The sequence below is a fragment of the Roseiflexus castenholzii DSM 13941 genome (assembly GCF_000017805.1).
Classification (GTDB): domain Bacteria; phylum Chloroflexota; class Chloroflexia; order Chloroflexales; family Roseiflexaceae; genus Roseiflexus; species Roseiflexus castenholzii.
On sequence record NC_009767.1, the window covers coordinates 3,101,972 to 3,114,174 of the forward strand.

Below are 12,203 nucleotides of genomic sequence, written 5' to 3' on the forward strand. Positions count from 1 at the left end.
CACTCTTTCTACCAGAGATACCAGAACGGACCCTCCGCACCGGCGTCGCTGACCGTCTCCATCCGTCCGTACTTGCCGGCGAAGAAGAGCAGCGGCGGTCCGTCGCGGCTGGCAAGGTATTCGACCTGCCCGATGTACAGGGTATGGTCGCCTGCCGGGTGCGCATCGACCACCTGCGCAACGACGTGCGCCAGCGCATTGTCAATCAGCGGCACGCCGCGTTGCCAGACGAATGGGATGTGCAACCCCTCGATCGGGCGACCCGCAAAGTGGCGGCTGAGCGCCTCCTGATCGTCCGTCAGTACGCTCACGCCATAGCGGCAACCTGGCGCCAGCAGCGCATGCAGGCGGGCGCGCGTGGCGACCGATACCAGCACCAGCGGCGGATCGAGCGATACCGACAGAAACGAATTCGCCGTCATGCCGTGCGACTGCCCCTCGTGATAGGTTGTTACGATGGTGACGCCGGTGGCGAATTTGCCCATGGTCGCGCGAAACTGGCGCGAGTCGAACGGTACAGGCGCAACTGTCGCTCCATCGGTTTGTACAGTCATAATCATCATCTCCGATTGTACATAGGACACGGATGGATACAGATGCAACGGATTGGCGCGGATGCGTGTGCTCCATCAACAGGACACGGATTGGCGCGGATGGGTTCATCGTATCCGTGGGCATCCGTCCCGACCCGTGAACATCCGTGTACTCCATCAACAGGACACGGATTGGCGCGGATGCGACGGGTTGATACGGATTGGTTCTTCCTATCCGTGGGCATCCGTCTCGACCCGTGGCGATCCGTATGCTCCATCAACAGGACACGGATTGGCACGGATGCGACGGGTTGATACGGATTGGTTCTTCCTATCCGTGGTCATCCGTCCCGACCCGTGGCGATCCGTGTACTCCATCAACAGGACACGGATTGGCACGGATGCGACGGGTTGATACAGACGGGTTCTTCCTATCCGTGGGCATCCGTCCCGACCCGTGGCGATCCGTGTACTCCATCAGGGAGCGCATAGGACACGGATTGGCTCCGTTTCCTATGCCCTTTCTCGTTTGCGCACCAGTTCGAGCGCCACGTCCAGTATCCAGTCCTCCTGCCCGGCGACTGTCTGGCGGCGCCCCAACTCGATCAGGATAGCGCGCGGATCAACGCCCAGTTGCTCGCCCACCCGTTTGGCATGCAGCAGAAACGTCGAGTAGACTCCGGCGTACCCGATAGTAATGGCATCGCGGTCGGGAAAGGGCTGAAACGGCATGATCGGCGCCACTACATACTCAGCGGCATCCATCAGCGCCAGCACATCCAGCCCTGGATTGACACCCAGCCGGTCGAGCACCGCCGCCAACAACTCGGTGGCGGCGTTGCCCGCACCGGCGCCCAACCCGCGAAGACATCCATCGATCTGGTCGGCGCCTGCTTCGAGCGCCGCCAGGGTATTGCCGATCCCCAGCCCCAGGTTGTTGTGCGCGTGGAAACCGACCTGCACCCGCAGCGTATCTTTGAGCGCCCGCACACGCGCCGCCGCGTCGCGCGGCAGCATAGCACCTGCCGAATCGACCACATAGACGCAGTCGGCGCCATACGACTCCATAAGCAATGCCTGCTCCGCCAGAAATTCGGGAGAGCGCATGTGGGACATCATGAGAAAACCGACGGTTTCCAGCCCCATGTCCTTCGCCATCTTGAAATGTTCTTCACTGATGTCCGCTTCGGTGCATTGTGTGGCGATCCGCAGCACCTGAACGCCGCGTTCGACGGCGGCCTTCAGTTCACGGCGCGTCCCAATGCCGGGAAGGAGCAACGCTGCAATGCGCGCCCGTTCTGCCGACTCTCGCGCCTCGGCGATCAGGTCGAGGTCGGAGACGAACGAGAAACCGTACTGCAACGACGAGCCTGCCAGTCCATCGCCGTGGGTCACCTCAATCACCGGGACTCCGGCGCGATCCAGTGCGGTCACAATGTCGCGCACATGCTGGCGGGTGAACATATGCCGCATCGCGTGCGATCCATCGCGCAGGGTCGTATCGGTTAGGCGCGGCGCGTTCATACCGCCACCTCCCGACGGCTCAACAGATGTCGGGCAAAGACGTCACCAACCCGCCGCGCCGAAGCGGTCATGATGTCCAGGTTGCCGGCGTAGGTTGGGAGGAAGTGCCCCGCGCCCTCAACTTCGAGCAGCACCGTCACCGCCGACTTACGTCCCCACGGTGTGTCGCGCATGTCGAAGACCGGTGGATTCTTTAGTCTATAGCCGGGTACGTACTGCTGCACCTCAGCCACCATCGCCTCGATGGAGTCGCGCACCTGTGCCGGGTCGAAATCATCCTCTGGGAGAGCATAGACCGTATTACGCATCAGGATCGGCGGTTCCGCCGGGTTGAGAATAATGATCGCCTTGCCCTGTTGCGCACCGCCAATGACTTCCAGACCGTGCGCCGTGGTGAAGGTGAACTCGTCGATATTCTGGCGCGTGCCCGGTCCAGCAGAGCGGCTGGCGACCGTGCTGACAATTTCGGCGTAGCGCACTGGCGTCACGCGGCTGACGGCATAAACCAGTGGAATCGTCGCCTGACCGCCGCAGGTGATCAGGTTGACATTTGGTGCATCGAGGTGTTGCCGGAGATTGACCGGCGGCACAACGTAGGGTCCACGAGCCGCTGGGGTCAGATCAATAGCGGTCCTGCCGGTCTCGCGCAAGAGTTTTGCGTGGCGCACATGCGCTTTTGCGCTAGTTGCATCGAAGACGATCTGAATGTCGGGATGTTCCAGCACCGCATCAATGCCTTGTGCGCTCGCCGCAACACCCAGCGCGCGCGCGCGCGCCAGACCTTCAGAGTTTGGATCGATCCCCGCCAGTAACACCAATTCCATCGAAGCGGGGCAATCAAGGAGTTTATACATGAGGTCGGTTCCGATATTCCCGGAGCCGAGGATGGCCACTTTTATCGTTTCATCGCCCATCGAGGCATTCCTCTGTGGTAGCCCAGGTTTTCGGACACACGCTGAGCCGCCTCTACAATGAGTGTAACATACCCGGCGCGCTGCGCCTGGAAGCGGTGCGTTGGCAACGAAATGCTCATTGCCGCAATGACGCGCCCTTCAAAGTTGTAGATCGGCGCCGCCACACAGCAGAGACCGATCGAGACCTCTTCCTGATCGCAGGCATAACCGCGTTGCCGCACCAGTTCCAGTTCGCGCGCCAGGTCTTCCGGTGTGATGATGGTATTCGGGGTGAAGGCATGCATGCCCTGTTGCTCGAGAATCTGTGCGACCTCGCTCCAGGGCGCATGCGCGAGGAGCACTTTTCCGACGCCGCTACAGTGGGCTGGCAGGCGCGCGCCGACGCCCGACAGCGAGATGTGGACGGCGTGTGTTCCTTCGAGTTTCTCGATGTAGATTACCTGACCATTTTCGAGCACTGCCAGGTGCATCGTTTCACCCCAGCGCGCCACGACTTCTTCCATCACCTGGCGCGCTTCGGCACGGAACTCGGTGGTCTTGAGCAGCGTCTGCCCGAATTCGAGCAATCGCCAACCCAGCCGGTAGCGCCCCGGACCGGTGCGGCGCAACAAACCCTGTCCTGCCATGCTACTCAACAACTCCGAGGTGCTCGATTTCGGCTGTTCGAGCGCGCGCGCAATGTCGCCAACCGTCCACTCGGGGTGCGTTGGTGAGAAGAGGCTCAGGACTTCGACAGCCTTCTGGAGTGTTTGAAGCATGGCAGGTGTACCTTTTATACCAAGTTACGATTGAAGATGCCGCATACTTGTCATTCCGAGCCCTTCGCTTCGCTCAGGGTAAACGCAGCGAGGAGTCTGAGCGGGTTGCGCACGACCCCTCGCGCTGCTCGGAGTGACCATGCCGGATGTGCACAGGTAAGACGCCGCATGCTTGTCATTCCGAGCCCTTCGCTTCGCTCAGGGTAAACGCAGCGAGGAGTCTGAGCGGGTTGCGCACGACCCCTCGCGCTGCTCGGGGTGACCATGCCGGATGGTCACAGGTCATTGGTAGAACACCTCTGCGCCGGTCTCCCCTCTCCCGCAGCGCGGGCGAAGGGGGAGTTGGGGCGTCCTGACACGCGAACGAACATAACACCTCTGCACCGGTCTCCCCTCTCCCGTAGCACGGGAGATGCGCCGAAAATAGATATCGCACGCTGATATTGAATCTGCACCGGTCTCCCCTCTCCCGCAGCGCGGGAGAGGGGCAAGGGGTGAGGGCAAACCGCATCAATTCGCGCCAACCAATTCCTCCTCGGTACGCTCCTGCACCTCCTTCTGCACTGGCGGTGTACCGTACATGAAGTACTCGGCGGGCAGCGGCGAACCGAACCAGATAATTCCCTTCGCCAGGTTCGACTCATGCCAGGTGATCGGCTTCCAGTCCGGATCGAAGATCAGGTAGCCGGCGTCGCCAAACAGTTCGACGCGGTTGCCACCCGGCTCGAAGACGTACATGAAGAGCGCCTGGCTGATGCCATGCTTGCCCGGTCCGGCTTCAATTGTAATGCCATAATCGGAGAAGACGTCGGCAATATCCGAGAGGTGCTGTGGGATGCCGTACCAGTAGCAAATGTGGTGCAGGCGCCCCTTTGCACCGGTGGCATCACGCATGGTCGCTACTTCGTGAACGAGCGGGCTGACGCTGAGCCACGCACCCGCCTCGGAGCCGTCGTTCAAGATAATGTGTTCGCGCAGACGGAACCCGAGTTGGTCCATCATGAACTGCTTGTTGGGCGTCACATTCTGGCACAGCAGATTCACGTGGTCGAGACGGCGCACCGGCACGCCGCGCAGCGGTCGTTTTTGCGGGCGGTTGAGCAGTTCGGTGCGCATCGCTTCGGGCGCCTGGTAGTACTCCACGTCCCAGAACAGTTCCATCAGGTGACCATCAGGCGTGGTGAACTGATAGGCGCGCCCATGCCCGTGATCGCCGTTGATCCACCCGCGTCCCAGACCGATTGCCTCGATCGCCTGCACACGTCGCTCGAGCGCCTGCGGCGACGTCGTGCGCCAGGCGACATGCCCCAGCCCCGGCTGATCCGCCTCGGTGACCTTCAGGCTATGATGGTAGTAATCCTCATACGCGCGCAGATAGACTGATTTCCCCGACCGCTCGGTTTCTTCGAGACCGAGCAAATCCTTGAAGAACCAGAGGGTGTCGTTCATCTTGGGCGTCAGGATTTCGACGTGCGCCAGTTGCGCGACATCGAAGATCGGCTCTTTGTGATCCGCCATGGCTCATCCTCCTTCTTTGCAGGATTTTACTTGCCGTTGCCAAACCGTCGTAAGATGACGTTCACATCATCAGGGTTGATCAGATCGGGAACCGTCCAGCCGTCGAGGTCATACTCGCTGAGACATTGATCGGCGAACCCTTTGTACTGGTCGGCGGCGCCGGTCGCCATCGCCGTCAGCAGCACCTCCAGGCGAATGTTTTCGTGGTTGCCGGCGTAGTTGCGCTCGTACAGTTCGTGGCGTCCACCAAACTCGGAGCCGATCGCGTCCCACAGCAATTTCATCAGTTTGACGCGATCAAGCGACGAGTAGCCATTTGATCCGCGCAGATACTTGTCGAGATAACCACGGATTTCGGGGGTCTTGAAATCGACCGCGTGCGAGTTCAGATAGATCAGCGCGCTGGCGACATCGCTCTCGATCAGTTCCTTGATCCGCGGGTATGCTACCGTTGCAAACACGCGATACGCCAGTCCATAATCCAGGTTGGGCAGCACCGCGCCATCATTCCAGGGGATCGGCGTGCGCGCCATCGCATCACTGATTGCCCAGAACAGGTTGCGCCAGGCAAGCACCTCGCCGACGCGCGCCTGCACGCCACGGAATTCCTTCGCGCCTGTCGCTTCGACCGCCTTCAGGAACAGACCGGCAATGAAGTCGAGTTTGACGGCCATGCGCGTGCAGCCGTGGAACGTAAAGCGCGGAATAAAGCCGGAGAGCGGGAAGAAGGCGTTGACCTTCTCGACATCGCCGTAGACGAAGACATTCTCCCAGGGGATCAACACCTGATCGAAGATCATCACCGAGTCGTTCTCGTCGAGGCGGCTCGAAAGCGGATAATCGAATGGGCTGCCCATCACTTCTGCCGCCATCTCATACGAGGGACGGGCGATCAACTTCACGCCGGGGGCATCCATCGGCACGATGAAGATCAGGGCGAACTCTTTGCTCCTGATCGGCAGCGGACCGTAGTGCGCAATGAAGTTATAGTGTGTCAGTGCCGAACCGGTAGCAACGACCTTTGCGCCACTGACGATCAATCCGGCGTCGGTCTCGCGCTCGACATGCATGTACACATCGCGGATTTCGTCCGGCGGACGGTTACGATCAATTGGCGGGTTGACAATCGCGTGGTTGAAGTAGAGCACCCGCTCCTGTGATTCGCGGTACCAACGCCGCGCATTCTCCTGGTAGGGGGAGTAAAACGCCGCATTCGCGCCAAGCGTTGCCAGAAAAGCGGCTTTGTAATCAGGACTGCGCCCCATCCATCCGTAGGTCAACCGCGCCCATTCGGCGATGGCATCACGCGCGCCGACCAGGTCGTCTGCGCTGCGCGAGGCGCGGAAAAACTTGTGGGTGAAACCGCCATTGCCGGTGTCGGTAGGGCAGGTTAATACCGATTGCTTCTCAGCGTCGTGCAGTGCATCGTAGAGGCGGGCAACCATGCGGGTAGCGTTGCGGAACGCCGGGTGAGTGGTAATGTCTTTGACGCGCTCGCCATAGATCCAGATTTCACGTCCATCACGCAGACTTTCCAGATACTCCTCGCCGGTGAGGGGTACCGTCGTTTTTGCCACAGTCTCAACGGTCATGCGGTGACCTCCCTTTTCTTCGTCTTATCGCCATTGATGCCGTTCATGAGGAAACGTCTGCACTACCGCCTGCTGCGCGGCTCTGTGTCACCTCCTTGCTTTCGCCTTTTTGTGCGCGATTGTGCGTGCGGAGACGATGGGTTGAAAGAACGGTGTTGTGATGGCTTAAGGTTACCACCAATCCGATAAAACTTCCAGACCAGTATTCGGTATAGCCGAACGGCGTCTTGATTTGTCGAATGATTGTGGTGAACAGGTTGTATGGGTGGGTATCATAAGGGGAACACGGATTCACACGGAGGCAGGCGGTCGGCCGCAGGTCCTTCAGGAACGATTTCAATCGCTGGCAGCCGCTGCATCCAGCCGGCGCCGTTCAGTTGCAATGGTAGTACGTTTGCTCTACAATGGTGCGTAGTCACCATGGGACAGGAAAGGTTAACTCAATGCCGCTCCAGATCGACATTCCGCACGATGCAATCGCCGCCTTCTGCAAGCGCTGGCGGATCAAGGAACTGTCGATCTTCGGCTCGGCGCTGCGGGACGACTTCCGCCCCGACAGCGATGTGGATGTGCTGGTGGTATTTGATGAGTCGGCGTCATGGAGCCTGTTCGACTTGGTGCATGCGCAACAAGAACTTGAGCGCATATTTGAACGACCGGTCGATCTGGTTGAGAAAAAAGCTGTTCGCAATCCCTTCCGCCGGCATCACATCCTTCACAATCGCGAGGTTATTTATGCAACCGGAAGAGCGTGATCCCGCTTACCTTTGGGATATGCTTATAGTGGCTCGATCAGTGGTGGAGTTTACGCACGATATAACACGTGATGCGTTCTTGAGCGACAATAGAGACGCGGAAATCATAAGACTGGCTGTTGAGCGCAAACTCGAAATCCTGGGAGAAGCGGCGCGACGAGTAAGCCCGCACTTTCGGGAAACGCATCCAGAAATTCCCCGGGCGCAAATCATCGGATTGCGCAATCTGATCAGTCACGAATACGATAGAGTCGATCACGAACGCATTTATGCCATCGCACGCGAAGAGGCGCCACAGTTGATTGCTCTTTTAGAACCTCTAATTCCGCCGCTTCCTCCTACGGAAGACGACTGAAGCGCAAGTATCCGCTTGACGGCGCCATGTCTACACCTCCCGCAATTGAGTCCTCACTCACCACCGCCGATCTTCCGGCATCCATTCTGAGTGCGATCGATGCATGCGCCGAGGCGTGCCGCGCCACCCTGGTGCGGCTCGAAGGTGACCGCGACCGCCTGCGTGATGCGCTGGCGCGCCGTATTCACCCTGCGCCCGATGGTCCTGTGCGGCGGCTGTGCGCCGTTGATGGCGCGCATGCCACCGTGCCTGCTGCCGGCGCCACGTTTGCTGCGATTGCCGCCGTTGCAGTCGAAGATGCGGAACTGACCGACCAGGACGCGCTGGTGCAGTTGATGCCGCCGGTCGAGGAACTGGAGACGATCATCGGCGGCATGCGCACGGTCATGGAGCTGCGCTTGCTGGCAAAGCGTCTTCGTGCAACCAGCAGCGGATTATTTGTACTGGATGGGTCATTCTACTCAGCGCTGCTGGAGATCAATCGCCTGCTGGTTCGGCACGCACAGGACGCGCGCGGCGGACGAATGGCGGCATGGTGGAAACCGTTCGATGAGTTGCTCGAAGCCTTCTTTGCCGGTGAAGACTGGCGGCTGGTTCTATCCTCGCGACGGGTGATTGCTCATCCCAAACTGGCGACCGCTGCCGACGATGTGGCGCACCTTGCGCCGCATCTTTCCGGGACGGTGACCGACCGGACGTTGTGGAGTACGGTGTTGGAAGCAGGGGAGTATTCGCTGCCTGCGCCGCTCATCCGCCGCGACCGGCCCCATCTGCTGACCGGGTATCGTTCGCCGCGCCTGAAAGATTTCGGCGAGCGCCGGGCTGCGATTGAGCAGGGCTATGGCCAGTTGTACGTCATCTACTATCGGCCCGACGCGGCGGCGCCAGCCTACCGCATCGAACTGCCCGCCGCCCTGATTGCGCGCGAGCCGCTCGGCGCAGTGCTGGCAACGTTTCGGGCCGCCTTGCGCATCGGCGCGATCCAGGAGCCATTACCGCAGTTTCTGGCGGACGCGATCTGCCGTCAGACGGGGCGTGCGCTCGAAGCTACCGCCGAGGGGGCCCGCACTGCATTGCAAAACGAATTCGGTCTGAACCTGGTGCAGCGTTATTTAGGACCATATCGGACGCGGTAAATACCCTCGTTTGGCATCAGAATAGGAGGTCCATACGCAGCCACCGGGCTGATGTTGGGCGCGTTCAGCGCCTTGATGCAGATGATGAGGTTATGACGAGAGGAAGATACGTCTTCCATACCGGGTACAAATGACCTTCCTTCAACAGGACAACGCCTTGCAGCGGCGCCAACGCAAATTGATCGACCAGGGGAGCCGACTCGGGATTCTTGAAGTTCGTGTGTTCGAGGATACGTGCTTTTCCAGAAGGTACAGACACATTGGCCTGTCTGAGTGTTGGATTGACCGCAATCCATCCTCTCTCGAACTCTCGGATCCATACGTCATGTGCCAGTCGCACTGCCGATCCGGTGGGCATGCCAAGGTGGAGATAACGAGGATCGTATTCGTCAAACCAGTAGCTTCCGCGATATCCCCACAGTGAGAAATAAAAGTATGCGTTCTTGCGATAAGGCTCATAGCTCAACCAGTAACTGCCCAGGCTATACCATAGCCATTTCCAGCCAGTCTGACACACTCCATCTGCACACCAGACGCGCTCCATCGCGTCAGGACCGTTGCTCGCACTGTAGCCGGGGGGCAGATTGACCGAGATGATCGCATAGTTCATTGCCTGCTGCATTGCTTGTAGTTTTTGTGTCCACGATCTTAGGTCGGTTCTCCCTGTGCATAAAAATCCGCATTCCTCCATTGCTACGATGCCCAGTCGTTCATACAGAGCGATCTGCTGCGGAAGGCTGAGTCGCCACACATTGAGGCCAAATAGCAGGTTGCGTTGCCGATAGTAGGGAACAGCCCGCTCCAGAAACATATCGTAGTGCTGACGCCAGAGTTCCTGGTTGTACTCACCATTCTGATAATAGGTCGATGGGTGATCCATCTGAGCACAGCCTTGTTCGCGATACGCACGCTCTGCACACCATCCATTCGTCCAGGAGACGCCGTACTGCATGCCATCGGCAAAGATTCCATCTGTTGCATTCCCATTCATTCCGTTGATACGGTTGACCCAAATATCTGTGTGGTTTCTGGTGATCCAGTATTCCTGCCAGTTTCTGTTGCCGATTTCCATAGCGCGTTCGACAGGATAATTCAAACTGAGCAGGTAATCACCAGAATTCACACCCAATGCCGTCCAGCGATCCTGCGCTTCCTTGCCATGGTATGTTTTTACCCATTCCCATCCATCGCCCACTGCGCCCCACGGGCTGATCACATACTGCCCCGGACCCATACGGTACAGGAGGATCAGAGTATTCGGGCTGAGATTCTTAATGGCGCCAAATGCATTGTCGGGATTTCCACACCAGTTTCGTGTTCGATGACTTTGCGGTCCGGTTACAATCAGGTGAAACTTTGCGGCTTCATCGACGGGATGGCAACCGCTTGAACGGTGCTGTCCAAAATTTCCGTACAGGATATCGGCGGTGTAGACAAAAGGGAAGAAGTAACCGGACGGAACAGCCACTCCATCCTGTATCTGTGATGCTTCGGGCCGTTCTTCCTGCGCTGTGATCCTTCCGCTCAATGCAATAAGGAGGACAGGGAGCATCAAAAACGCTGCGTTGTTGAGCGCTTTCACAGTGTCATGCCTCCTGCGGAATAGTTTGGGATGACGAAAGAGATGCAGAGCGGGCATTCTTACGGTGTGCTCCTGTTGTCAATGGTCCAGACAGAAACGTCTGTCTGGAGCGTTTTGTCATGCGCGGATCGTCTGCCCTGAGAAGCGCGAACAGATGGTATCCGAACAGGAATATGCGTAAGAAATGCTATCGACGTAATCGCCTTGTATCATATCTTCTTATTGATACACCTTCAATAGTAAGAAGGTACTACGGCGTATCACAACAACGAGCGCGCACGTGAACTATTTTGGGCTTGTTTGAGTGGGCATGGGACGAGGTTGGCAGGGGCGGGGCGGAGTATGGGATAGGGAACGCGGCAGGCAGGAGCGGGTCTGAGTCCCGCTCCTGCCTGCGTGGGGGATGCGGACGAAGTTTTACGGACTACGTCGTTGCTGTCGTTGTCGCCGGCACAGACGCCTGGCGCTTGGGAAGCTCAATGAGCGGGATTTCGTTCAGGCGCGTCACACCCTGCAACTGCAACTGCTCAGCGAAATGACAGGCAACCCAGTGCTCACCACCAATATCGCGCAGCGGTGGACGTTCGACCTTACAGATCTCCTCAGCATACCGGCAGCGCGGATGGAAATAGCACCCCGAAGGAGGATTCGCCGGGCTGGGCACGTCGCCAGGGAGTTTGATCGGGCGCGTGCGTTTGCGCGGATCGGGTTTCGGAATAGCAGCAAGGAGCGCCTCGGTGTACGGATGTTTGGGGTGGTAATAGAGTTCTTCGGTGCTTGCCATTTCGACGATATAGCCCACGTACATCACCGCCACCCGGTCGGAAATATGTTCAACAACGCTCAGATCGTGCGCCACAAAGAGGTAGGTCAGGTCGTACTTCTCCTGAAGATCTTCGAGAAGATTGAGCACCTGCGCCTGAATCGACACATCGAGCGCCGACACCGGCTCATCGCAGACGATCAGTTTTGGGTTGAGCGCCAGGGCGCGCGCAATACCGATACGTTGGCGTTGCCCACCGGAGAAAGCGTGCGGGTAGCGCGTCATATTCTCAGGGCGGATACCGACTTCCTGGAGCAACTCAGCGACGCGATCCTTGAGCGCCTGACCGGAAGCAACCTTCTGGATTTCAAGCGGTTCACCAACGATCTGCCCGACCGTCAGACGCGGATTCAGTGACGAGAAGGGGTCCTGGAAGATAATCTGCATATTCGGGCGGACCCGCGTGAGTTGCGCGCGATTGAGTTTTGCCAGGTCTACCTTGCCAATATTCGGATCATCGAAAATAATCTCGCCTGCGGTCGGATCGAGGAGGCGAAGGATGGTGCGTCCGGTCGTACTCTTGCCGCACCCTGACTCACCGACGAGACCGAGGGTCTCACCCTTCTTGATATAGAAATCAATACCATCGACGGCTTTGACATACCCGGTCACGCGCCGGAGGAAACCGCTCTGAATCGGAAAATGCTTCTTTAGCCCACGAACTTCGAGCAAAATCTCGTCGGATGTGCCATTTTTCTTTGCGGTATCCATAG

11 protein-coding genes are annotated in these 12,203 nt (G+C 58.6%); 3 read left to right on the forward strand and 8 right to left on the reverse strand.

The genetic code is table 11. From position 1 onward, the window contains the following. Window positions 1–8: 8 nt before the first annotated feature. The 6 genes from RCAS_RS12435 to RCAS_RS12460 all read right to left on the reverse strand — a co-directional run bounded on the left by RCAS_RS12435 (window position 9) and on the right by RCAS_RS12460 (window position 6,839). Entirely contained in the window at window positions 9–554 is a 546-nt protein-coding gene (locus RCAS_RS12435; RefSeq protein ID WP_012120913.1) for a flavin reductase family protein, read from the reverse strand. 492 nt (window positions 555–1,046) lie between these two features. Continuing rightward, window positions 1,047–2,057 carry a 4-hydroxy-2-oxovalerate aldolase gene (gene dmpG / locus RCAS_RS12440; RefSeq protein WP_012120914.1) on the reverse strand — a complete coding sequence of 337 codons (1,011 nt, stop codon included), beginning with the start codon at window positions 2,055–2,057 and terminating at the stop codon, window positions 1,047–1,049. After that, a complete protein-coding gene (locus tag RCAS_RS12445) occupies window positions 2,054–2,971 on the reverse strand; it encodes an acetaldehyde dehydrogenase (acetylating) (protein ID WP_012120915.1) in 918 nt (305 codons plus the stop codon). Before RCAS_RS12445 ends, dmpG begins: the two co-directional genes overlap by 4 nt. Further along, window positions 2,953–3,729, reverse strand: coding sequence for an IclR family transcriptional regulator (locus RCAS_RS12450; protein ID WP_012120916.1), 777 nt, complete (start codon window positions 3,727–3,729; stop codon window positions 2,953–2,955). The genes RCAS_RS12445 and RCAS_RS12450 overlap by 19 nt, the downstream gene beginning before the upstream one ends. A 510-nt stretch (window positions 3,730–4,239) precedes the next feature. After that, entirely contained in the window at window positions 4,240–5,247 is a 1,008-nt protein-coding gene (locus RCAS_RS12455) for a catechol 2,3-dioxygenase (protein ID WP_012120917.1), read from the reverse strand. A gap of 26 nt (window positions 5,248–5,273) precedes the next feature. Next, window positions 5,274–6,839 carry a 4-hydroxyphenylacetate 3-hydroxylase N-terminal domain-containing protein gene (locus tag RCAS_RS12460; RefSeq protein ID WP_012120918.1) on the reverse strand — a complete coding sequence of 522 codons (1,566 nt, stop codon included), beginning with the start codon at window positions 6,837–6,839 and terminating at the stop codon, window positions 5,274–5,276. Window positions 6,840–7,282: 443 nt separating this feature from the next. On the opposite strand from RCAS_RS12460, the gene RCAS_RS12465 reads away from it, so the two are divergent. The 3 genes from RCAS_RS12465 to RCAS_RS12475 are packed head-to-tail and all read left to right on the forward strand — an operon-like array spanning window position 7,283 to window position 9,085. Beyond that, window positions 7,283–7,594 (forward strand): nucleotidyltransferase family protein, encoded by a 312-nt coding sequence (locus RCAS_RS12465; RefSeq protein WP_012120920.1) that lies wholly within the window; start codon window positions 7,283–7,285, stop codon window positions 7,592–7,594. After that, complete coding sequence (locus RCAS_RS12470; RefSeq protein WP_012120921.1) at window positions 7,575–7,949, forward strand: HepT-like ribonuclease domain-containing protein; 375 nt, start codon at window positions 7,575–7,577, stop codon at window positions 7,947–7,949. The genes RCAS_RS12465 and RCAS_RS12470 overlap by 20 nt, the downstream gene beginning before the upstream one ends. A 26-nt stretch (window positions 7,950–7,975) precedes the next feature. Further along, window positions 7,976–9,085: a DNA double-strand break repair nuclease NurA gene (locus RCAS_RS12475; RefSeq protein ID WP_012120922.1), complete on the forward strand. Its 1,110-nt coding sequence runs from the start codon at window positions 7,976–7,978 to the stop codon at window positions 9,083–9,085. A gap of 64 nt (window positions 9,086–9,149) precedes the next feature. Here the strand turns inward: RCAS_RS12475 and RCAS_RS12480 are convergent, their stop codons facing one another. Then, window positions 9,150–10,667: a putative glycoside hydrolase gene (locus RCAS_RS12480; protein WP_041330723.1), complete on the reverse strand. Its 1,518-nt coding sequence runs from the start codon at window positions 10,665–10,667 to the stop codon at window positions 9,150–9,152. Between the two features lie 424 nt (window positions 10,668–11,091). Further along, window positions 11,092–12,201, reverse strand: coding sequence for an ABC transporter ATP-binding protein (locus RCAS_RS12485; protein ID WP_012120924.1), 1,110 nt, complete (start codon window positions 12,199–12,201; stop codon window positions 11,092–11,094). Window positions 12,202–12,203: the final 2 nt, after the last annotated feature.

Bases quoted from the DNA above. Each gene is read 5' to 3' on its own strand.
- RCAS_RS12435 (WP_012120913.1), bottom strand. From the start codon at position 554: ATGACTGTACAAACCGATGGAGCGACAGTTGCGCCTGTACCGTTCGAC.
- dmpG (WP_012120914.1), bottom strand. From the start codon at position 2,057: ATGAACGCGCCGCGCCTAACCGATACGACCCTGCGCGATGGATCGCAC.
- RCAS_RS12445 (WP_012120915.1), bottom strand. From the start codon at position 2,971: ATGGGCGATGAAACGATAAAAGTGGCCATCCTCGGCTCCGGGAATATC.
- RCAS_RS12450 (WP_012120916.1), bottom strand. From the start codon at position 3,729: ATGCTTCAAACACTCCAGAAGGCTGTCGAAGTCCTGAGCCTCTTCTCA.
- RCAS_RS12455 (WP_012120917.1), bottom strand. From the start codon at position 5,247: ATGGCGGATCACAAAGAGCCGATCTTCGATGTCGCGCAACTGGCGCAC.
- RCAS_RS12460 (WP_012120918.1), bottom strand. From the start codon at position 6,839: ATGACCGTTGAGACTGTGGCAAAAACGACGGTACCCCTCACCGGCGAG.
- RCAS_RS12465 (WP_012120920.1), top strand. From the start codon at position 7,283: ATGCCGCTCCAGATCGACATTCCGCACGATGCAATCGCCGCCTTCTGC.
- RCAS_RS12470 (WP_012120921.1), top strand. From the start codon at position 7,575: ATGCAACCGGAAGAGCGTGATCCCGCTTACCTTTGGGATATGCTTATA.
- RCAS_RS12475 (WP_012120922.1), top strand. From the start codon at position 7,976: ATGTCTACACCTCCCGCAATTGAGTCCTCACTCACCACCGCCGATCTT.
- RCAS_RS12485 (WP_012120924.1), bottom strand. From the start codon at position 12,201: ATGGATACCGCAAAGAAAAATGGCACATCCGACGAGATTTTGCTCGAA.